Here is a 19,979-nt window from a genome sequence, read left to right on the forward strand (position 1 = left end):
CTACTGTTCATTGAAAGTTTTTTAAGAGTTTCTATATATTATTTTGGTTCTGCACTTTTAACTACCAGCTTTCGTCCGTCGAGGCTAAACTGCACTCCAACTCCCGGCTCAAGCATCTTTAATACTGAGCTTATGCTGACCTTTCTCGAAATAAATCCTGTAAATTGTGCTTCGGGTAGGTTGCCCTCATATTTTACATCCACGTCATACCAGCGTTGGACCTCTTGCATTATGTCTTTAAGCTCCGCGTTTTTAAATCTGAAGAGGCCATCTTTCCAGGCCATCACCTCTTCTATATCCACATTGGGCTCCTTTAACAGCGAACCATCTGCTCCGCTCAGTCGGGCTTGTTGAGATGGTTTAAGAACAATTGAATTATTCGCGCGGGAAACCTTAACTGCTCCCTCTAGAAGAGTTGTTTTGAAATTCTGGTCCTGAGCGTAAGAACTGATATTAAAATGAGTACCCAAAACCTCTACCTCGGTGCCGTCAGCTTCCACGTGAAAAGGCTTAGCCTTATTTTTGGCAACTTCAAAATAGCCCTCTCCGTCAAGCTGTACTCTGCGCTCCCTGCCTTTAAATACTGTGGGATAGTGCAGCGATGAAGCAGCATTTAGCCATACCTTCGTCCCATCAGGCAGCAAAATGACAAACTTTCCACCTCTTGGTGTCGTGATAGTATTATAAGCAGCTTTTGCAGATTGATCGTTTGTTACCTTATATTCCAACTGCCCGTTCCTTTTGCTTATCCGGATACCGTTTTCCACTTTAACTTCCCCCTCCTTCAAATCGGTTAAGTTAAGTACGGACCCATCGGCCAGGGTTAGTGTAGCTTTATCAGAAGCGGGGGCAATGTCGTTTTTAAACCTCTCGCTCTGGCTTAACCTCTGTCCCTCTTTCGAATTGTATTGGTATATCCCAATAAAGAGGAAAATAAGTAAAGCGGCAGCTGCGGAAAACCATTTAAGATATCTAACCTGAGGCTTTTGTGCGGAAGATAACCTCCTATCGGTGCGAAGAAATAGTGCCCGGCCCAAGGCATCCTGATCCCCCATGACAGAAGAATCCCAACTATCGCGTCCATTCTGGAAGTTATCCAGGCATTGGTTAACAAATTCCACCTCCTGGGGACTTGCCTTTCCAGCTATATATTTATCAATTATTCGTTCAAACTCAACCCTTTTCATCGAGATATTTAGTGTATGTACCCTAAGTACCCCTACTACCCCCAAAAGAATTCATAATTATTTAATAAAAAAGTAAAACAAGAAACATTTCACTGTAAATACCCAGAAAAAAGAAGCATTTCTTACCAAAAACAAGAAATACAAAAGAAAAAAAATAAGAAATAGTCGAATAAATACTACAAAACTACCCACCGAGGATCAAAACAATAGCAGAAAGAAACAAAACATCACCTAAATCTGACCTCAGGCGTCGGATAGCTATTGTAATTTGGTTTTCCACGGTCTTAATTGAGATCCCGAGACGCTCAGCTATTTCACGGTTCGAAAGTTGTTCCTTCCGGCTTAACAGGAATATCTCCCGGCATTTTCCGGGTAGTTCGTCAATACGTGCGTCGATAAGGTTTGCAAGGTCTTTTTCTTCCAATTGTTCAGCAGGAGTAGACATTGACATTTTTTCGATCTCCTGAAAAAATCCTTCTCTAACCTTCCCGCTTCTAATCACTTTCAAAACCTGGTATCTCACAGCAGTGAATAAAAAAGAACCAAGAGAGTCAATCTCCTGCGACTCCCGTTTCACCCACAAGCTCACCAGAACCTCCTGAACAATGTCTTCGCAAACGCCCTTATCTCTAAGAATGTTGTAGGCATAGAGATAGAGTTTTGACCAGTAAGAATTAAACACCAGTTCAAATGCCTTCCGGTCGCCCTCTTTTAACAAATTGAGATGCATTTTTTCAGATGAAAAAGGAGTACCAGCAGCTGACATTTCTCTTAAACTCAAATCGGGAACTAAAATACTAATTTAGTAGACTATTTTATTATTTGTGATAAAAAAACTAGCCATCACACAATTTACGAATTATTTTGAGAAACCTTGCTTATTCATGAAAGGAAGGATAAAAGAAGTGATAAGAAAAACGCATTAACAAAGAAAGCGGAATGATCCGCTTTCTTTATAGTATCTCCGCTTTTAACAGAATGGTTTATTTACTCATGTAATAAGTGAGTTCTCCTCCTTGTATCAGGTCAGGAAACTTCAACTTATAGTCTTCTACTACCTTGCCATTAAACATTACCTTCTTAACATGCACATTCTTAACAGACTGATTAATAGCCTGCACCCGGAGGGTTTTTCCGTTGCCCAATTGTATCAGAGCTGACTTGATGGCGGGACTCCCAAGCCAATACTCATCTGAAGCAGGTGCCACAGGGTAAAAACCTAATGAACTAAAAATATACCAGGCGCTCATCTGCCCGCAATCATCGTTTCCTCCAAGGCCGTCCGGACCATTGTGATATTGATTCTTCAGGATCATCCGAATCTTCTCCTGCGTTTTCCGAGGCTGTCCAACGATGTTGTAAAGGTAAGCTACGTGGTGGGCGGGCTCATTTCCGTGAACATAGTTTCCAATAATACCTTCCCGGGTGATGTCTTCAGTATGTGCAAAAAACTCATCGGGCAAATGCATACTGAATAGAGAATCCAGGTAGCGTTCAAGTCGCGCCTTCCCTCCCATTAACGTCATCATTCCCTCAGGATCGTGAGGCACGTACAAGCTGAAGTTCCAGGCATTTCCTTCTATAAATCCCTGCCCATCTGTTTTCAATACATCAAAGTCTTTTTTGAAACTGCCATCAGCCATTTTCGGTCTCATAAATCCTATGCCCGGGTCGTATACATTCTTCCAGTTTCCTGCCCTTTTGATAAATGTATTGTAAACATCTGTCTTGCCTAGCTTTTTAGCTAGCTGAGCTATGCACCAGTCGTCATACGCATATTCTAAAGTATTAGACACCGAAGTACCGGAGTACTCTGATGGTAGATACCCTTTATCTATATAATGGCCGATACCTTCATAATTTCTGCTATTTGCAGTTTTCACGCAAGCTTCAAGTGCAGCCATTGCATCACCCTTATACACCCCTTTTAGTATTGCATCTGCAACAACAGATACACTATGGTAGCCACTCATGCACCAGTTGTCATTTGCATAATGAGACCAGATAGGTAACATCGGCAATGCACTTTGCTGATAATGAGCCATCATAGAGGCCACCATGTCGGCATTTCTGGACGGGTTAATTAGATTTAAATAAGGATGAAAAGCCCTGAAGGTATCCCATAGAGAGAATGATGTATAGTTTGTAAAGCCTTTAGCCTGGTGCACTTCCTGATCCAAACCCTTATACTCGCCGTTTACGTCCATATAAACAGTTGGCATTAAGGCGGCATGATACATTGCAGTGTAAAAATTAATTTTATCCTCCCGGGTTGGAACATCAACGATAATCTTGTTAAGCTCATTCTCCCAAAGATTCTGCCCTTCCTGACGAACACGATCAAAGTTCCAATGAGGCACTTCTTGCTGCATGTTCTGCAGGGCGTTACGCATACTAACCGGACTTATGGCAAACTTGACTTGCACCTGCTCTGCACCCGCGGTTGAAAAATCAAAATGCATACGAAGTTTACGGCCCGCCAGGTCAGGAAAATTCTCTGTTTGATTGAACTTGCGCCAGAAGCCCCTGTAAACCTGGTTCTGTTCGCCGTTCCTGCTGCCATAACTTTTAAAAGGCTTGGAGAAAGCCATAGCAAAGTAAACCGTACGCGTCCTTGCCCAACCAGTTGTTTGTCTAAAACCTGTTATCAGGGTATCATTCACTACCCTGACTACAGTCCAAACATTCTTATCCTCATAATTATAGATGCCTGCTGTCAGATCAAAGATAATATGAGCATCATCTGCTTTCGGAAAGGTATAGCGATGAAACCCAACCCGGGTACTTGTAGTAAGCTCTGCCAGAATATTTTTCTCATCCAGCTTCACTTTATAATAGTTCGCTTCAGCCTGTTCGTTTGCATGATTAAAACGCGAGCGATAGCCATTCTCAGGATGATCTGCAGTACCTGGGTTAAGTTGGACAGGACCAACGGTCGGCATGATCAGGAAATCTCCAAGATCAGAATGACCGGTGCCACTGAAATGGGTGTGACTAAAACCAACAATAGTTTTATCGGAGTACTGATATCCGGAGCAATACTTATACACGTCAGGATTATACTTTCCACCTACAGAATAAGGTATCGTATCAGTATCAGGACTTAATTGAACGGCTCCAAATGGGACTGTTGCTCCCGGAAAAGTATGCCCCATTTTAGCAGTTCCTATAATTGGTTTAACATACTGCACCAGCGACTTCTGCGCAGAGGAAGCCAATGGAGTTAATGCTAAGAGAAAAAGAGCTTTGAGAACTGTCTTCATCCTACCACCTTTAAATCACCGGATTTTTGCCATAATTGCTCCATAACTCGTCGATCGTTTTTCCTGTTTGATCTTTCCAAAAGGAATCACTATAGGTTTTCGTTCTCATGGCATTATCCAGCTTTTTAACCAGCCCTTTTTTCACATTCTTTTCCATCCAGTAGAAAAAGCGGGCGGTAATACGATAGGCATTTGTATAGGATTGGGATGCTTTATAGTCAGGCACGCTCCATCCTGCCCCTTTATTGTCTACCCCCATTGTTAAACGTACATAGTCTGCAATTCCTTCGGTTACCCAGCCAGGACCGGCGCCGCCAGGATAACTTTGAACCAGGTGCATCACCTCGTGAGTAACTACGTCAATATCGCCGGGATTTTTATCAAACCAGGCAGGATTAAACCGAATAGTTCTACCGGCCGCTGCAGCGACGCCATCATAACCAGGATCTATCACAAAAAAGACAGAGTCGGTAGTGTTCTTATTATACATCTTTGCCTCTTTCGGATACACCTCGAAAAAAACATCCTTAAGCCTATTAGTCACAGACTCACTGAAATCCGGCTGCATGCTAACAAATACCAGCGTGTACTTACCTTTTTTTGTGGTGTCAGACACCGCGATCTTACTCCTGTCTATATATTCCCAATTATCCTGGGCCAGGGCCGAAAAACCGATGAATGAAAGAAAAATAGAAAAAAGCGTCTGTTTGAATTTTATCTTAAGCATGGGTTGAATTGTTTTACAATTGTTTTTTATACCGCCCGGCGGTTTAATCTTTTGAAGATTTGAAATTTGTTTTTTTTACTGCGCAGTTGCTTCAAGTGAATAAGAATAAGGAACGGAAGACTGACCTGTACCACGAGCTTTGTTTGGTTCTGACTGCATTTCCACATTCAATTTTCCTCCTTTGATAATTGCCTCGTGACCGATCCAGTTCTTTTCGTATCCTTTACCGTTTAAATTTACTTTCCTGATATATCTGTTCGAGTCGCTGTTACCCGGTGCAGTAATTTCAAATACCTTCCCATTCTCAAGCTTTAAACTAACCTTGTCAAATAAGGGGGCTCCCAAAACATATTGGTCTGTTGCAGGACAAACAGGGTAAAAACCAAGGGCAGAAAAAACATACCAGGCCGAGGTTTGTCCATTATCCTCGTCACCGCAATAACCATCGGGAGTCGGTTTATAAAGACGGTTCAACACTTCCCTAACCCAATACTGGGCTTTCCATGGCGCACCTGAATAATTATACAAATAGATCATATGCTGAATTGGCTGATTACCATGTGCATACTGGCCCATGTTCGCGATTTGCATTTCCCTGATCTCGTGGATAACGCCTCCATAATAGCTGTCATCAAAAAGTGGCGGCATCGCAAATACTGAATCCAACATACCAGTGAACTTCTCTTTGCCTCCCATTAATTGTATAAGCCCATTGATATCATGGAATACACTCCAGCTGTAATGCCAGCTATTTCCTTCAGTAAAGGCATCACCCCATTTTAAAGGGTTAAAAGGACGCTGGAACGAACCGTCTTTATTTTTCCCTCTCATGAGATTCGTTTCGGGGTCAAAGAGGTTCTTATAATTCTGACTCCGCTTGGCATAAAGCTCTATTTCCTCTTTCGGACGCTTCAATGCTTTCGCCAGCTGATAAATTGCAAAATCATCGTAGGCATATTCAAGTGTACGCGCAGCGTTTTCATTAATATCAACATCATAAGGAACGTAGCCCAGTTTATTATAATACTGAACACCTTTACGTCCTACCGCAGTCATAGGTCCTTCATTGTTGGCACCGTGGATCAAAGCCTCGTAAAGCTTCTCAATATCGTATCCTCTTAATCCTTTTATATAGGCATCGGCAACCACCGAAGCGGAGTTATTACCAACCATAATATCAGCAAAACCAGGACTACTCCATTCTGGTAGAAATCCACCTTCTTTATAATCATTGATGAGTCCCTCCTGCATTTCTTTGTTAATTGAAGGGTACATCAAATTCAGAAAAGGGTATAAGGCACGAAAGGTATCCCAGAATCCAGTTCCACCGAACATATAACCTGGTAACACCTGACCATTGTAGGGACTATAATGAACGATCTTTCCTTCCCCATTTACTTCGTATAGCTTGTTTGGGAAGAATAAGGTGCGGTAAAGACAGGAATAGAATGTCTTACGCTGTTCCTCGCTGCCTCCTTCTACCTGCAGGCGTCCAAGTTTTTCATTCCAGGCTTTGCGGCCCTTCGCTGCAAGTTGATCAAAAGAATCGTTTCCCAGTTCCTTCAGATTAAGCTCGGCCTGTTCTGCGCTGATAAAAGACGACGATACTTTGGCATAAACGGGGTCGGATTTCCCTTTCACCGAGAACCCAACTATTGCGCCTACGTGATTTCCTTTGCGGTCGGTCTTATTCTTGAATCGTTGCTTACCTTCCCATACGGAATAATTGCTAAAGGGCTTGCTGAACACAATGCTGAAGTAATTTCTAAAATTCTTCAAATTGCCCCTGCTGTATTTTGTCGAATAGCCTATGATCATTCTTTTTTCCGGAATGATCTTCACTTCTGATCCCGCATCAAAAGCATCGAGCACAACGAAGGAACTATCGCTTTTTGAAAAACTGAACCTGAACATTGCAGCCCGTTCTGTAGGAGTAACTTCAGCAGTAACGTCGTGGTCTGCAAGATATACGCTGTAATAATAGGGTTTTACTGTCTCCGCCTTATGCGAAAACCAACTGGCTCGTTCTTCCTGATCGAAAACCGCTTTTCCACTTACCGGCATGAGCGAGAATTGTCCATAATCATTCATCCAGGGAGAAGGCTGATGCGTTTGTTTGATTCCTCTGATCTTGTCAGCACTGTAAGTATATTGCCAGCCATCGCCGTTTCTGCCGGTCTGGGCTGTCCACATATTCATACCCCAGGGGAGGCCGATAGCCGGATAGGTGTTACCATTAGAAAGATCGCCTTTTGAATCTGTCCCCATCAGGGGATTAACATAATCAACCGGATCAGAAATCTTCTTCTGAGCAGAGACAGAAGTAAAACCAAGAAATGATACGAGAATACTAAAAGCGAAAATCTGTATTTTCACTTGAGGGAGCTTGTGAAGACTCATAAAAAGAGAAGGTGATTAATTAACAGAAAGTATAAATTTAATATCTTTCCTCTATCCTTCCTGTTAATAGAGGTACAATGAATTGTTAATGAAAACTAAATGCAGGGGAATTATTTCCTTTTTCCGACACCCTGATGAGTGATTTTTACAGGAAGGATAAAGCCCTTCTCGTCAAAGCTCATTTTATCGATACAAGTAACACGATGATTAGCATCAGTCTCACCCAAAGGACGTCGGTGATAAACAATGTACCACTCATCTTTTCCGGGTACCTGGATTACGGAATGATGTCCGGCTCCGGTAGCAACATTTGCATCTTGTTGCAATACCGTTCCTATGCGTTCAAAGGGGCCAAAAGGAGAATCTGCAATCGCATAAGCCACACGGTAATCCGGACCACCCCAGCCGCCTTCTGACCACATAAAGTAGTATTTGGAATTCCGTATAAACATAAAGGGACCTTCAACATATCCTTTAGGAGTAATTTCGCGGAAAATATTTCCATCCGCCCATGCAGTGAATCCTGTAAAATCGCTTTTCAATTTCACCATATTACACCGACCCCATCCGCCATAGATCATATAATACTGCCCATCCTTGTCATGGAAGACAAACTGATCAATAGGTTGTGCACGGTTATTTATTTTATCAAGGAGAGGCTTTCCTAAATAATCCCGGAACGGACCTTCCGGTTTATCAGAAACAGCTACCCCGATTCCCCCTGTTTCCTGCTCATTTTGTATATCATTTGCAGAAAAGAAGAGATAGTACTTTTTATCTTTTTTAACAATACTTGGTGCCCACATTGCTCTTCGGGCCCATTTTATCGAGGCCGTGTCAATGATCCGGGAATGTTTTTTCCAGGTAATAAGGTCTTTAGAAGAAAAAGCATCCATAAATACCTGATCCTCGTACGGAGCTGAATAAGTGGGATAAATCCAGTACTTTTTATCAAAGACTACTCCTTCTGGATCAGCATACCATCCTGGAAATACAGGGTTTCCTTGATTTTTGGCTCCAGACTTGATATTTTGAGAGAAACAGTCTTTGGCTGGATTAATAAGAAAAGCAAACAAAAGAAGCTTTTTTGCTGCAGGATGTGAATTCGAAAGGATTTTTGTTAGCATATAATTTGGCTTTTGGTGCGTAGACAAAGGCGAAAAAGACTTTCAGAAACAAACCTATAAAAACAAATCCACATTGCTAAAACGTTTAAGTAAATATTCAAATTTTTTTTCCACTCCTATCATTAATGGAATCAATAGAGTTGCAGATGGATGAACGAGACGAAAAGGTTAAGGATAGCTTTTCAAGGCGATCTAAATAAGAAGGCCCTGGGAAAAACCAGGGCGCTTAAAATTACTGTATCTTCTTGTTTTATAAAATCAAACCCCTTGTGCGGTAAAAACCTCTGAAACATCAGTAAAAGGCAGATCGAGTGCCTCTGCAACCGCAGCATAACAAAGTTTACCCTCACAGGTATTAAGCCCGAGTTTCAAAGCATTAGAACCTCCAATAGCTGCCTGTACACCTTTATCTGCTAAAGTAATAGCATAAGGCAGCGTTGCATTGGTTAATGCCAAAGTAGAAGTACGCGGAACTGCTCCTGGCATATTTGCTACTGCGTAATGCAATACTCCTTCTTTGATATAAACAGGATTATCATGAGTGGTAACTCTGTCTACCGTCTCAAAAATTCCTCCCTGGTCGATAGCAATGTCGACAATAACAGAACCAGGTTCCATTGCAGCTACCATCTCCCTGCTTACCAATTTTGGAGCTGCAGCGCCCGGAATCAAAACTGCTCCAATAGCCAGATCTGATTGCTTTATTGCCTCTGCAATGTTATAGCTGTTAGAAGCCAGCGTATGAATAGTGTTTCCAAAAATATCTTCAATCTCGCGTAAACGGTTAAGATTAAGATCAAGAATGGTCACATCTGCCCCCATTCCAACAGCTATACGTGCAGCGCTCGTACCAGCTACGCCTGCACCTATTATACAAACTTTCGCTCTTTTAACTCCGGGTACTCCCGAAAGGAGAATCCCCTTCCCCCCTGAATGCTTCTCCAGAAACTGAGCACCTACCTGAACAGACATCCTGCCGGCAACTTCGCTCATAGGCGTTAATAGCGGCAAGGTTCTGTTAACTTCAATAGTTTCATAAGCAATTGCTGTTACTTCACTTCTCAGTAAAGCTTCAGTCAGGGCTTTATCCGCTGCCAAATGCAAATAAGTGAAAAGGATAAGGCCTGGTTTGAAAAAACCATATTCCTGGGCAATCGGCTCCTTCACTTTCATTACCATCTCTACATCCCAGCATTCCTGAGCAGTGGCAGCAATGCGTGCACCAGCCTGCTCATAATCAGCATCTTTAAAATCTGCGCCTATTCCTGCTGTGCTTTGAACAATTATAGTATGTCCTTTTGCACTCAATGCCTTAACCCCCGCGGGACTCAGGGCCACACGGTTCTCATTGTTTTTAATCTCTTTAGGAACTCCAATGATCATATCTATTTAATTTATTCTCCGGGAGGTAAAGACATTTGAGTGTTCACAACACGAAGATGATTTTACAAAGGGAGGCGCCACCTGAATAACAGATAAGCAACCTCCCAAGAATTCTATTATTATTTCTTAATATCCAATTCAGCGATTATGTTCTTTGCTCCGCCTAACACATCAATACACCAAAGCACGTATCTTGCATCTACACATATAGTTCGTTTGAAATTTCTGTCAAATGCGATGTCGCCAGACATTGCTTCCCAATTACCATCGAATGCAAGACCAATTAGCTCGCCTTTCCCGTTGATCACCGGCGAACCCGAGTTTCCACCTGTAATATCATTGTTTGTAATGAAGCCGACGGTAAGGGTACCATTGTTGCCGTATTGACCGAAGTTTTTGTTTTTGTATGCCTCAAGCAGATTAGCAGGAAGATCAAACTCTCCATCCTTAGGAACATACTTTGCAATCATTCCATCCATTGTAGTGGTGATATTATAAGTAATACCATCCTTTGGAGAGTAGTTCTTTACATTTCCATATGAGATCCTCATGGTAGAGTTGGCATCGGGATAGATCGGCGAATTGCCATTTTTATCCAGCAAAGCCTTCAAATACGTATTGTCCAATTCAGCTTTTTCTTTATCGAAATCAATGAGGTAGGGATAAAGGTTCTCTTTCATATACCTCTCAGGAACTAAATTTGAAGCGTACTGATAGGCCGGATCTTTCTCCAACTGCTCCAGCGAAGGCTTCTTTACAAACTCCTGCAATCTAGCTGGCGATATTAAAGCTGATTTGGCCCAAAGATCTTCCGCATAGCTGGAGAAGGTAGGCTCAGCCGCATTTTTCCAGTACTTTTGAGTAATTTCTCTTATGAACTTTGGATGCTGTTCTTTAGGGATGTCCTCATAGAATGCGGCAAGGATCTTACTGAAGATTTTTTTATCAACTTGTTCATTATAAGAAGACTGATAATTAGCAACAAGACCATTTATGGCGTTTGAAGCTTTCGCTTTATCCTCAGCACTACCTTTCTCCATCACTGTTAGTGCCTGACGTAACTGCTGCACTACCCTAACCCAATCTGAGGCAAGTAAACCTTCTCCCAGATAAGTCCGATGTTTTGCATAAGGACGGTATTTAGCGTAGATGGATTGATAATCAGACATCAGGCCACTAAATTCAGGCTTCGAGGAAGTCCATTTAACAAAGTCAGCTTCCTGAGCTTGCTTTTCTTCAAAAACATGATGACTTTTCAATTGCTCTGTTTGACCGATGAAATATTTCCAGTAATTAGCTACCTGAGCATATTTTGATGATAAGTTCAACCTGTACTGCAAGTCTTTATCCATCTGCTCTTTCCAGGCCTTCAGGCGGATATCCCTTAACTTTACTATGGTTGGCGAAACTTCTTCTGTAGCTAAGGATACTCCATAAGATGTCAGGAACCTGTCAGTCCGTCCCGGATATCCGAAAATCATGGCAAAGTCGTCCTGCTTTACTCCTTTTATCGAAACCGGAAGGTGTTTTTTAGGAACATAAGGAACGTTTGTTTCTGAATACATGGCAGGCTTATTATCCTTTCCGGCATAAACTCTGAAAACAGAAAAGTCTCCCGTATGGCGCGGCCACTCCCAGTTATCTGTGTCGCCACCGAACTTTCCTATAGATTGTGGAGGTGTTCCAACCAGGCGAACGTCGTTGTATTTTTGATAAATAAACACAAAGAACTGATTAGCCTTGTAAAAATCTTTTACAACAGCCTCATAAGTTGTCCCTTTAACTGCCTCTTCAGCAATCTTTTGAGTTATTTCAGGCAATGCAGCCCTACGTTTTGCTTCCGGAACTGCAGCCAGAGCGGAATTCACTTTTGCCGTTACATCGTCCATTCGGACAAGGAAGTTTACAAATAAGCCTGGAATTGGCTTTTCTTCCGCATATGATTTAGCCCAGAATCCATTATCAAGAATATTGTTTTCAACAGTTGAGTTGGATGCAATCGCATCATATCCGCAATGATGATTGGTGAATAACAAGCCGGAGCGTGAAACAACTTCTGCTGTACAAAATCCGCCAAAAGAAACTATGGCATCTTTGATACTCGCCTTATTTACGTTATACAAATCTTCTGGCGTTAATTTGAAGCCCTGTTTTTTCATGGCATCATAATTTTTACCGATAAGCATGGGAATCCACATCCCCTCATCGGCATTTACATTGACCACTGCAAAAAACATTAGCAGCAGCATGCTCATCTTTTTTTTAATATTCATTTCTATTGGTGTTATTACTATTATAAACTACAAAATATTATGCATCCTCTTGATCAGGAATCCTTTCAAGCCAAGCAAAACAATTGCGGCAAGCGCACTTGCTATAACAAAAATTGAAAAGAACATTGAAAGCGAGGATTGAGCAGCAATCTTATCCATGAATGAAGCAATGAAGCCCCCCAGGTAATTAGCTATAGCTGCCGCGCAAAACCATATGCCGAACATCATGCTGACATATTTTTTAGGCGAAAGCTTACTAATATAGGAAAGACCTACGGGAGAAACACAAAGTTCGCCCATGGTATGAAACAGAAAAGCAAGACAGATCCATATCAGGCTTACTTTTGCGGAGGATGCACCCGCCGGAATTGCAGATGAACCAAAAACCAAAGCTCCGAAACCGATCGAAACAAGCAACAAACCAATGGCAAATTTAACAGGACCAGAAGGGCCTCCAGACATTTTAGCCCATATTTTCGAAAATACCGGGGCTAAAAGAACGATGAATAATGAATTCAATGTTTGAAACCAGGATGCTGGAATTTCGAGCGAGGTAGCCGTGAACTGTCTTGATAACATCCATAATGCCAACGCCCAAATCAAGATTACGCTTAATCCCATCGTTGCAACGGCAAGCGGATAATTGCGACCTGCACGTCTAATCATATTAACAAGCAGCCACACCAAGACTCCCAGAGGAATTAAGGTGATCAGGGTATTTAAGATCCGGAAAAGGTTTAATCCCCAACCAGCTTCCAGACTGCGGTCTGTATAATCCCGGGCATATAAACTCATAGAAGACCCGGCCTGCTCAAAGGCCAGCCAGAAAAAGATTGTGAAAAATGAAAACACTGCGATAACGATAAGGCGATCTCTCTCGACAGCTGCTGGAACAGTATTTTCAGGATGCTCGATAGTTTGATCTGACTTGAGCACTTTTTCTGGTTCTGCGAAATAGTTGCGAAAGAACCAAAACTGCACTAAGCCAAGGAACATAAAAATACCGGCCAGCCCAAATCCAAAGTGCCAGCCGATATTTTCCCCGATATAACCACATAGCAGGATTCCAAGAAAGGCACCTACATTGATGCCCATATAAAATATTGTATATGCTGAGTCCTTCAGCTCACTTCCGTCTTGATACAATTGTCCCACCATGGAGGAAATATTTGGCTTAAAAAAGCCATTTCCGGCAATTAATAATAAACACCCCAGATAGAAAGCAGGAATAGCATCCACGGCTAATACAACGTGACCAAGAGTCATTAACAGACCTCCAAGAACGATCGACCTTTTATATCCCAGTAACTTGTCGGCCAAAAAGCCTCCCAGAATAGGTGTAATATAAACAAGTCCCGTATACCACCCATAAAGCATGCTTGCCCTCTCCCGGTCCCACCCTAAGCCTCCATTACTTAATTCGGCCGTCAGGTAAAGTACAAATAGAACCCGCATGCCGTAATAGCTGAAGCGCTCCCACATTTCTGTAAAAAAAAGCATAAACAGGCCCATTGGGTGGCCTGCTATTTTCTCATTCCTGCTCATCATATTTCTGTGTATTCAGCTGCAAACTTAGTGCGATAGGCTAAGTAGAACTTGGACATCAATCACCTTTTATAGGACAATCGATCATTTTTTATTTAAAAGAAGTGTAAATGCTCCTAAGTGCTTACCCTTACCTCTGCCTGAGGCTTTGCCGACATAAAAAGATACCATATCAGTACAGCTGCAACGATCAAAAAACCAATATTAGCATAAAGACCAGGCCAGGAAACTCCTCTAATTACGATTTCGGCAAATAATGTAAACCAGATAGCTGTTACTTGAGTAGATTCAACAGCGGCAGTAGCCACTGAACTGTCTTTAACCATGCTTAATGCCTTCACAAAAAGGGCAGTGCCGATAACCCCTGCAAAAATAGCGGCACCAAGCGTCGATTCAACTTGTGTAAAGGATGGAGGACCATCATTCACAAAACCTATCACAGATAGGATTAGCGCCGCCGGGGCCGCCCCTAAAGCCATTCCAAAACTGATTTCTGGTGCAGATAAAGCTGCTCCGTGATTTTCAACCTCTAGCATTATCTTGCGTAAACCTAAAGGCCATAGAAAGGATGCAACTAATGCCAGTAAAAAGCCCCATAACATAGAACCGCTTTCCTTTATATTATTAAGGCTGTCAAATTGCATTATCAAAACAGCGCCAACAATTATAAGCGACATTAGCATTGGTCTTTTCGCTATTTTTCCCCGGTTATCATTATATAATAAAGGAGAAATGAGGCGCCCGGCAACAATGGTGAATTGAAACGCAGCACAGGACAACCACCCTGGAACAAAATTTACTGAAAGCACGAGGAATGTGTAAAAGACGATAAAGCCAAGAGTTCCCCAAAGAACAAAGGGAATTAGCATTTGTCGAAAAGTCTGAAGAAAGGAAAAAAGCTTCTTTTGCGCAGACACTACCAGCAATAGAGGTGGCAGTAAAAAAAGATATCTTAAGGCTACTGTCCATGCCCAATAGCCGCCCTTATACGCTAATAAAGAGTTAACAATAAAGCCGGAAGAAAGGAATAAGGTCGCGAAAACTCCTAATAGTATTGCCAGAACATTCATTCTGGCAATACCTACTGTATCCTCAAATTTCATGTTCAAAACTACCTTTATACCCCCTGAGAAAATGGTAGAATAGCGCTAAAGAACAGGACTTTTATAGGGATTCAGATTTGATCAGTAACTGACTCTAAATCGCACCACTCTCATCGGCCCGGTAAGCATTGGGCGAGAATCCGGTTTGCTTTTTGAAAAACCTGCAGAAGTAAGCCGGATCATCAAAGCCGAGTAGAAATGCAGTCTCTTTGATGGATAGATTTGTAGCCTTTAGTAAGGATTTACTTTCAATTACAATACGATCTTTGATCATCTGATGAACCGTCTTCCCCTCGAAGGCCCGAATGATCTTATTCAGTTTCCTGGTGCTCATATTAACTTCAGCACTATAAAACTCGGGGTCCTGCTCCTCCTTAAAATACCTTTCGATTAAATTCTTTACTTTCAAGTGCAAATCAAGCTCACTGGAGATACTTCTTACCACCGTTGGTTCGATACGTCTTTTTAACGCAAGTAACATTCCATTCAGCAGATTCCCTAATAAACTCACATCTAAAACTTTACTGCGGCTTTCCATTTGCAGAAAACTAAAAAGTCCCATAAAGGTATCACAACGCAATTCTCCCAGATCAACGTATGGCTTCTGATAGAACTGACTCCATACAGAGGTATCAAGATTAAGTTTTACATCGGATTTGATCAGGATTACGTAACCGCTTTCAGCGTATTGGTTTACCAGATGCACTTGTCCCTGGCGAACCAGAAATAGCTTGCCTGGTACCATCTCATATTTTTGAAAATCAATTTCGTGGCTACCCGTTCCTTTTGTTGCCCACAGGATCATATCAAACTGATGCCGGTGAGGCGATGAAGGACTGTCTTTGATCTCATCAAACCGGTAGACCTCTATGGGATTTCCTACCGGCATTAATTGAATAGGTAGTGGAGCATTGTAATTGTGTACTTTAGCAGCTAAACTCATAACAAAAATATGATGGGTAGAACAATGAGAATTTTATTTCTTATAATTATTTAAAGCCTTATCAAGGAAGCCGAGGTAAGAGTTTGCGTCAAAATTTGCGCCCTGTGGCTCTGCCAGGATTTCCTCTGTTGCAGGATCTAATAAAACATAGAACGGCTGTGAATTTGCTTTATATTTCGAAGCCTGGAAGTAACTCCACTTTTTTCCTATCGTTTTTATCTCTCGTCCTTCAGGGCTTACAAAGTGTTCAGCTTCGGGCAATTCTGTCTTATCATCTACATATAGTTGAACTAATACATAGTCCTCATTGATACGCTTATGCACATTAGGTTCCGTCCATACGTCGGCTTCCATCTTGCGGCAGTTCACGCAAGCATGGCCTGTAAAATCGATCATGATTGGCTTTCCTACTTTCTTAGCGTACTGAACTGCTTCATCGTAATCGAAGAAAGGGTTCAATCCCGCAGGCTTTTCAAAGAGATCAGCGTACTTTCGGGCACCTTCTGGATTGGTTGAGGAACTTGAGCTACCCTGGCCAGGATTATTACTAAGAAGATTAAAGTCCTGTGTCGACATTGGAGGAAGAAACGCCGAGATGGATTTCAATGGAGCACCCCAAAGGCCCGGAACCATATAAAGTGAGAATGAGAAAACGACGATCGCCAGGAATAATCTTGGAATACTTAGATGTTGCACCGGACTATCGTGACTGAATGCTAATTTCCCCAGCAGATAGAATCCCATCAGGGTAAAAATAACGATCCACAGAACAAGGAAGATCTCGCGGTCGAACCAGTTCCAGTGATAAGCAAGATCTACATTACTCAGGAATTTAAGCGCGAGTGCTAATTCAAGGAATCCCAAAACTACTTTTACACTGTTTAGCCAGCCACCTGACTTTGGCAGGGAAGAAAGCAACTTGGGAAACATGGCAAATAACGCAAAGGGAATAGCCAGGGCAAGAGAAAAACCAAACATTCCTATTGCCGGACCTAATAAAGCACCGGTTGTAGCTGCCTGAACAAGCAAGGTTCCGATGATGGGACCTGTACAAGAAAAGGATACCAATGCCAGGGTTGCCGCCATAAAGAACAGTCCCGCAATCCCACCTTTATCCGAGTTAGCATCCATTTTATTGACCCAGGAAGCTGGCAGTGTGATTTCAAACGCCCCTAAAAACGAAGCGGCAAAAACTACCAGCAGCAAAAAGAAGAAAAAGTTGAAATAACCATTCGTAGAAAGATCGTTCAAGGCATCGGCTCCAAAGAACACCGTTACCAGCAAGCCAAGAACCACATAAATAACGATTATAAATAAACCGTATAAACTTGCTTTTCCAATAGCGCTTCCCTTATTATCTGCAGATTTTGTAAAGAAACTGACAGTAAGAGGGAGCATCGGAAAGATGCAGGGCATTAGCAGTGCGGCAAGGCCTCCGGCAAAACCTGCTATAAAAATAGCCCAAAGGGTTTGATCCTCTGCCTTCGGAGGCGCGTCGGTAGATACATTAGCAGCTGACTGCCCTTTCTGTGCACTTGGCTTTACTGCCTGTACGGATGTATCTGCAACCGGAACAGATTCCGAAAATTCAATCCCATCGGTCGATATAGTATCCTCCTGTGCGAATAATGAGCTACCAGATAAAGTTAAAATAAGAAATAACAGCCCACTTAATGAAAGCTTCTTAAACACATCTATAAACATTTCAACAAGCTTATTTAACCGCAACAGAGAAATCCATAGTATCCGGAGGAAGACACTTCTCATCATTACATACCATGAATTCCACATTACCTTTTACAGTGGCCTGTTTCGCTTTTAACTTCACCTTTTGTTGAAAAATCACGGAATTCTCAAAATAAGCTACTTTCATATCAAAAACCTTTTCGAATTTAACAACAGGCTTAGGTTCGATTGTCTTTCCAATTAGTGTGTATGCAGGAGAAGTATTGAAACTAAATGTTGTTTTTACAGGACCTCCGTCGGCAATAGTTTGGGAATACAAATGCCATCCGGGTTCAATTGTTGCCTTAACCAAAACCATTGCTTCATCTTTTCCAATTCTCTTGGCAGCATAACTCCACTTAACCGGGTTAAGTATCTGCGCGCCCGCACTAACACTCACTACTAAAAATGCCACCAGGGCTAGAATCGTTTTCTTCATAATGCTATTTATCTAAAGGTGTAATATTTCTTTCTCAAGCGGCTCAATTCTAAACTCATTTAAACTTTTTGAAACCGGTAAAACTTCGCAATTATTATTAGGATAAAGTTCAGCATAGACGCAAAAAAACACAAGCAATTCGCCTATTTCCAGAATTTTTCTTGTTAATCATTGATTTTATTTATCTTTTTACAGGGAGTGCCTTCTACCCACATCACATTTAGTCTTTTTTTCAGAGCGAGTCGCAAAAACAGGACTTTTTAACAAAACACCCTAAAAAGATTAACATTACCACATTTACAGCATCAAAAACAACCCAAACAGTCCAAATTAATCAAAACAAGCACCTAAAAATACCCACAAAACGAATCTAATACACTTACAACGATAAATAACGAGGATTAATATTTAAAAAAGCGGAATTTTGAAGCAAAGAGGCAGTAAAATACCATAATCAAAACCACAGTAACCCTACCTTCACCTATTCATTTTTCCATTTTAATAGTAATTCATGATCTCTACAGAAGAATCCACTTGTTTATCGGTCGACCTGGATAAAAAGTTTAAGAGTCTTTGGCACCTTGTTGGTAATACCCCCATGTTGGAACTGCAGTATATGTATAAGAACCGCCCGGGAAGTATCTTTGTAAAATGCGAGCACTACAACCTTACCGGAAGTGTCAAAGATCGCATGGCCCTGCATATACTATATCAGGCCTATCGCAATTGCAAAATTAAACCAACGGACAGGATAGTAGAAACCACAAGTGGCAATACAGGCATTTCTTTCGCAGCTTTAGGAAAAGCTCTGGGTCATGAAGTGACTATAATAATGCCCGAATGGTTAAGCCAGGAAAGGATAGACATTATGAGAAGCCTCGGAGCAGAAGTGATCCTGGTTGGCAAAGAAGAGGGAGGTTTTCTTGGAGGAATTAAACTAAGTTATGAGATGGCAGCCAGTGGAAGGGTCTTTCTCCCAGAACAGTTCAATAATTACTTCAACTCAGAAGCCCATGAACTAACTACAGGCCGGGAGATCTGGGAGCAACTGGAAAGTGCAGGAAAAACCTGCGACGCATTTGTTGCCGGGGTTGGCACAGGAGGTACAATTATGGGAGTGGGTCGTTATTTAAAGAAAAGGGACGCAGGAATCTGGGTTCATCCGCTTGAGCCTGAAGAGTCGCCAACACTTACTACAGGATTTAAAGTAGGAAGTCACCGTATCCAGGGAATCTCAGATGAGTTTATTCCCTCAATCATGCAATTGAACCAGTTAAACAGCATTATCCAGGCAAGTGATGGAGATTCAATCCTTATGGCACAAAAGCTTTCTGAGCAACTTGGCCTTGCCGTAGGGATATCTTCAGGAGCAAACGTAATTGGAGCCATAAAAATAAGGGAAGAACTTGGCAGAAAATCAAACGTTGTAACGATCCTCTGCGACAGTAACAAAAAATACCTTAGCACCGATCTTACTAAGAAGGAACCTGTAAAAGAGCACTATATAAGTCCCTTGGTTACTTTTACGGGGTACGAACCGATGCCCCGACTTAACAGAATGTCCTTTTATCAATAGATTGTTTATAAATTAGTTGAGCAATTAAGAAAGCGTCGCCTGGCGCTTTCTTATTAAAAACATCCATTAACAGCAGTAGGGACTAAACCCCAATTCATTAAAGCTTTTTAATTTTCAGCAGCAGCTTTCCTCTTAATAATTTTGCGTCTCAGGTAAACTCTTTGACTCGTCCTGTATAAACTTAACATCGTTACGAACAAGTATTAATCACTAAATTTAAGTTACGATGTCAAAAGAAATCAAGGGTAAGAAGTTCGGTAGGCTTTATTTAGAGTCTTACAAGAAATC

General features: G+C 41.8%; 14 protein-coding genes. 1 reads left to right on the forward strand and 13 read right to left on the reverse strand.

The window, feature by feature from the left end; genetic code table 11:
• Positions 1-38: 38 nt before the first annotated feature.
• The 13 genes from J4N24_RS13410 to J4N24_RS13470 all read right to left on the reverse strand — a co-directional run bounded on the left by J4N24_RS13410 (position 39) and on the right by J4N24_RS13470 (position 18,115).
• Complete coding sequence (locus J4N24_RS13410) at positions 39-1,187, reverse strand: FecR family protein (protein ID WP_207534197.1); 1,149 nt, start codon at positions 1,185-1,187, stop codon at positions 39-41.
• Positions 1,188-1,371: 184 nt separating this feature from the next.
• On the reverse strand, positions 1,372-1,953 hold the full coding sequence (locus tag J4N24_RS13415; protein WP_207534198.1) for an RNA polymerase sigma-70 factor: 582 nt from the start codon (positions 1,951-1,953) through the stop codon (positions 1,372-1,374).
• A gap of 217 nt (positions 1,954-2,170) precedes the next feature.
• Positions 2,171-4,450: a GH92 family glycosyl hydrolase gene (locus tag J4N24_RS13420; protein ID WP_207534199.1), complete on the reverse strand. Its 2,280-nt coding sequence runs from the start codon at positions 4,448-4,450 to the stop codon at positions 2,171-2,173.
• Positions 4,451-4,460: 10 nt separating this feature from the next.
• Complete coding sequence (locus J4N24_RS13425) at positions 4,461-5,177, reverse strand: basic secretory protein-like protein (RefSeq protein ID WP_207534200.1); 717 nt, start codon at positions 5,175-5,177, stop codon at positions 4,461-4,463.
• Positions 5,178-5,252: 75 nt separating this feature from the next.
• Positions 5,253-7,577, reverse strand: coding sequence for a GH92 family glycosyl hydrolase (locus tag J4N24_RS13430; protein WP_207534201.1), 2,325 nt, complete (start codon positions 7,575-7,577; stop codon positions 5,253-5,255).
• Positions 7,578-7,687: 110 nt separating this feature from the next.
• On the reverse strand, positions 7,688-8,704 hold the full coding sequence (locus J4N24_RS13435; RefSeq protein ID WP_207534202.1) for a glycoside hydrolase family 43 protein: 1,017 nt from the start codon (positions 8,702-8,704) through the stop codon (positions 7,688-7,690).
• A gap of 258 nt (positions 8,705-8,962) precedes the next feature.
• Positions 8,963-10,087, reverse strand: coding sequence for an alanine dehydrogenase (gene ald / locus J4N24_RS13440; RefSeq protein WP_207534203.1), 1,125 nt, complete (start codon positions 10,085-10,087; stop codon positions 8,963-8,965).
• Between the two features lie 119 nt (positions 10,088-10,206).
• The gene (locus J4N24_RS13445; RefSeq protein WP_207534204.1) at positions 10,207-12,360 is read right to left on the reverse strand and encodes a S46 family peptidase; all 2,154 of its coding nucleotides are present in this window, start codon (positions 12,358-12,360) and stop codon (positions 10,207-10,209) included.
• A gap of 27 nt (positions 12,361-12,387) precedes the next feature.
• The gene (locus J4N24_RS13450) at positions 12,388-13,908 is read right to left on the reverse strand and encodes a peptide MFS transporter (RefSeq protein WP_207534205.1); all 1,521 of its coding nucleotides are present in this window, start codon (positions 13,906-13,908) and stop codon (positions 12,388-12,390) included.
• Between the two features lie 113 nt (positions 13,909-14,021).
• A complete protein-coding gene (locus tag J4N24_RS13455) occupies positions 14,022-15,008 on the reverse strand; it encodes a multidrug resistance efflux transporter family protein (RefSeq protein WP_207534206.1) in 987 nt (328 codons plus the stop codon).
• A gap of 94 nt (positions 15,009-15,102) precedes the next feature.
• Complete coding sequence (locus tag J4N24_RS13460; RefSeq protein WP_207534207.1) at positions 15,103-15,951, reverse strand: AraC family transcriptional regulator; 849 nt, start codon at positions 15,949-15,951, stop codon at positions 15,103-15,105.
• A gap of 33 nt (positions 15,952-15,984) precedes the next feature.
• Positions 15,985-17,655 carry a protein-disulfide reductase DsbD family protein gene (locus J4N24_RS13465; protein WP_207534208.1) on the reverse strand — a complete coding sequence of 557 codons (1,671 nt, stop codon included), beginning with the start codon at positions 17,653-17,655 and terminating at the stop codon, positions 15,985-15,987.
• A 10-nt stretch (positions 17,656-17,665) separates the two neighbouring features.
• The gene (locus J4N24_RS13470) at positions 17,666-18,115 is read right to left on the reverse strand and encodes a protein-disulfide reductase DsbD N-terminal domain-containing protein (RefSeq protein WP_207534209.1); all 450 of its coding nucleotides are present in this window, start codon (positions 18,113-18,115) and stop codon (positions 17,666-17,668) included.
• A gap of 511 nt (positions 18,116-18,626) precedes the next feature.
• Between J4N24_RS13470 and J4N24_RS13475 the strand changes: the two genes are divergently transcribed.
• Entirely contained in the window at positions 18,627-19,691 is a 1,065-nt protein-coding gene (locus J4N24_RS13475) for a PLP-dependent cysteine synthase family protein (RefSeq protein WP_207534210.1), read from the forward strand.
• Positions 19,692-19,979 lie beyond the last annotated feature (288 nt).

Source organism: Desertivirga arenae (genome assembly GCF_017355785.1).
GTDB lineage: Bacteria > Bacteroidota > Bacteroidia > Sphingobacteriales > Sphingobacteriaceae > Desertivirga > Desertivirga arenae.

Coding starts and splice junctions, on each gene's coding strand:
- J4N24_RS13410 (WP_207534197.1), bottom strand. CDS start 1,187: ATGAAAAGGGTTGAGTTTGAACGAATAATTGATAAATATATAGCTGGA.
- J4N24_RS13415 (WP_207534198.1), bottom strand. CDS start 1,953: ATGTCAGCTGCTGGTACTCCTTTTTCATCTGAAAAAATGCATCTCAAT.
- J4N24_RS13420 (WP_207534199.1), bottom strand. CDS start 4,450: ATGAAGACAGTTCTCAAAGCTCTTTTTCTCTTAGCATTAACTCCATTG.
- J4N24_RS13425 (WP_207534200.1), bottom strand. CDS start 5,177: ATGCTTAAGATAAAATTCAAACAGACGCTTTTTTCTATTTTTCTTTCA.
- J4N24_RS13430 (WP_207534201.1), bottom strand. CDS start 7,577: ATGAGTCTTCACAAGCTCCCTCAAGTGAAAATACAGATTTTCGCTTTT.
- J4N24_RS13435 (WP_207534202.1), bottom strand. CDS start 8,704: ATGCTAACAAAAATCCTTTCGAATTCACATCCTGCAGCAAAAAAGCTT.
- ald (WP_207534203.1), bottom strand. CDS start 10,087: ATGATCATTGGAGTTCCTAAAGAGATTAAAAACAATGAGAACCGTGTG.
- J4N24_RS13445 (WP_207534204.1), bottom strand. CDS start 12,360: ATGAATATTAAAAAAAAGATGAGCATGCTGCTGCTAATGTTTTTTGCA.
- J4N24_RS13450 (WP_207534205.1), bottom strand. CDS start 13,908: ATGATGAGCAGGAATGAGAAAATAGCAGGCCACCCAATGGGCCTGTTT.
- J4N24_RS13455 (WP_207534206.1), bottom strand. CDS start 15,008: ATGAAATTTGAGGATACAGTAGGTATTGCCAGAATGAATGTTCTGGCA.
- J4N24_RS13460 (WP_207534207.1), bottom strand. CDS start 15,951: ATGAGTTTAGCTGCTAAAGTACACAATTACAATGCTCCACTACCTATT.
- J4N24_RS13465 (WP_207534208.1), bottom strand. CDS start 17,655: ATGTTTATAGATGTGTTTAAGAAGCTTTCATTAAGTGGGCTGTTATTT.
- J4N24_RS13470 (WP_207534209.1), bottom strand. CDS start 18,115: ATGAAGAAAACGATTCTAGCCCTGGTGGCATTTTTAGTAGTGAGTGTT.
- J4N24_RS13475 (WP_207534210.1), top strand. CDS start 18,627: ATGATCTCTACAGAAGAATCCACTTGTTTATCGGTCGACCTGGATAAA.